Source organism: Mesobacillus sp., assembly GCF_049588175.1.
Lineage (GTDB): Bacteria > Bacillota > Bacilli > Bacillales > Cytobacillaceae > Mesobacillus.
Genome location: NZ_JBAVFI010000525.1, coordinates 1 through 1,553, shown reverse-complemented (window position 1 = coordinate 1,553; position 1,553 = coordinate 1). Strand labels below are relative to the sequence as shown.

Sequence of the window (1,553 nt, the reverse complement as noted above, 5' to 3'; positions counted from 1 at the left end):
CCTATTTTTTGTAGACCATTTATTACTTCAGATAACTTTATTATACCATTACCCCTATCGGTATAATAATAACCTATAAAAGACAAGGGGTCAATCCTGATTTTGTGTCTGCTTCGCAGGCTTGCTCGATTTTATGCTCAAAATAATCGGCAAACTGAGACAGGAGTTTTTTCGGAAATTTTTCTAGCAAAGAAAGAGCGTGTGATCAAGGGTTGCTTTTTAGCTCAAGTACCCGGCAGTTGAAGACCATTCACAATTTTTTCTTCATAATAAAATTAACAAACACAATTCCATTTACTTTCTTATTATTCTTCTGCTCCGTCATGTATTCTTTTGAGTGGAAAAAGCTCTTTGCTGTAATGCTGGCTTCTGTAGTCAAATCTTCATATCCCTTTAAGCAAGCAACTGATTCTAGTCTTTTTAATATCGCTGAACCAATCCCTCTCCCTTGATAGTTTTTATGAGTGTACAAGAGATCAATTTCCCTCTGGTAGTTTAGGCTTCCAAAACCTGCCATTACTCCTTCCAGCTCAGCTACCACCGCAAAACTGTTTTTTAGCCTGCTGTCTAAAATTTCTATACTGGATAAACTATTAGCCCAGACTTCACATTGCTCTTTTGTATAATCTCCGAGGTTAACACTTAGAATGGTTTCTCTGAATAATTCCAGGATTCCCGGGGCATCTGCCGTTTCATAGGATCTAATATCCATTTGTAAAAACTCCTTATTTTTATATTTCTGCAACCTGAAAATTATATTGTGATAAGGTCTTTTATCCTATATAATTTTAAATTGGCTTTCAAAACAAACGTGGTTCGTAACCATCCCACGTTAAAAAACTAGGAGAGATGAAGAATGAATACGAGAACGATTGTCCGGAACGGAATTCTCGCAGCATTATATATTGCCGTTTCTGCTATTATTCAGCCATTTGGCTTCACGAACGTCCAATTCCGTGTATCGGAAATGTTCAACCATCTGATTGTTTTCAATAAGAAATATTTTTATGGAATCGTATTAGGTGTTTTTTTAACAAACCTGCTCTTTTCTCCAATGGTCGCTTATGACCTTGTGTTCGGAGTTGGCCAGTCTGTGATTTCATTGCTAATCGCAATTTTCACAGCAAAATATATCAAGAGCATTGTCGCGCGAATGATTGTGAACACTTTGGTTTTCACCTTCACGATGTTCCTGATCGCGATTGAACTGAATCTCGCATTCCAATTGCCGTTCTGGTTCACTTGGCTGACAACAGCTGCTGGCGAATTAACTGTCATGGCAGTCGGCATCCCCGTCATGCTCGCCATTCACAAGCGCGTGAATCTGGAAAAATTGGTATAACCCTGCTTTACGATAACATAAAAAAGCTTGGACAATTTATTCTGTCCAAGCTTTTTATTGTTTCCGTAGACCTACCACTATTTTTTCAAATGATAAGGAACAGTCGTGACAATTACGTTTTTTCTATAAAGCAAAATTGAACGGATTAGCAAACTAGATTGGTTATGAAGGATATTATGCCAGCCCTTCTTAGGGATAAACTGTGGTATAA

At 37.7% G+C, this 1,553-nt stretch carries 2 protein-coding genes and 1 riboswitch; of the genes, one reads left to right on the top strand and one right to left on the bottom strand.

Translation table 11 applies throughout. The features are described from left to right. Positions 1–250: 250 nt before the first annotated feature. Complete coding sequence (locus tag WB217_RS12805) at positions 251–712, bottom strand: GNAT family N-acetyltransferase (RefSeq protein WP_423993602.1); 462 nt, start codon at positions 710–712, stop codon at positions 251–253. A 93-nt stretch (positions 713–805) separates the two neighbouring features. Next, positions 806–850, top strand: a riboswitch (PreQ1 riboswitch). 6 nt (positions 851–856) lie between these two features. Between WB217_RS12805 and WB217_RS12800 the strand changes: the two genes are divergently transcribed. Then, positions 857–1,342, top strand: coding sequence for a QueT transporter family protein (locus WB217_RS12800; RefSeq protein ID WP_423993601.1), 486 nt, complete (start codon positions 857–859; stop codon positions 1,340–1,342). Positions 1,343–1,553 lie beyond the last annotated feature (211 nt).

What these genes read in the sequence shown, in the direction of transcription:
- WB217_RS12805 (WP_423993602.1), bottom strand. Translation starts at nt 712, where the DNA reads ATGGATATTAGATCCTATGAAACGGCAGATGCCCCGGGAATCCTGGAA.
- WB217_RS12800 (WP_423993601.1), top strand. Translation starts at nt 857, where the DNA reads ATGAATACGAGAACGATTGTCCGGAACGGAATTCTCGCAGCATTATAT.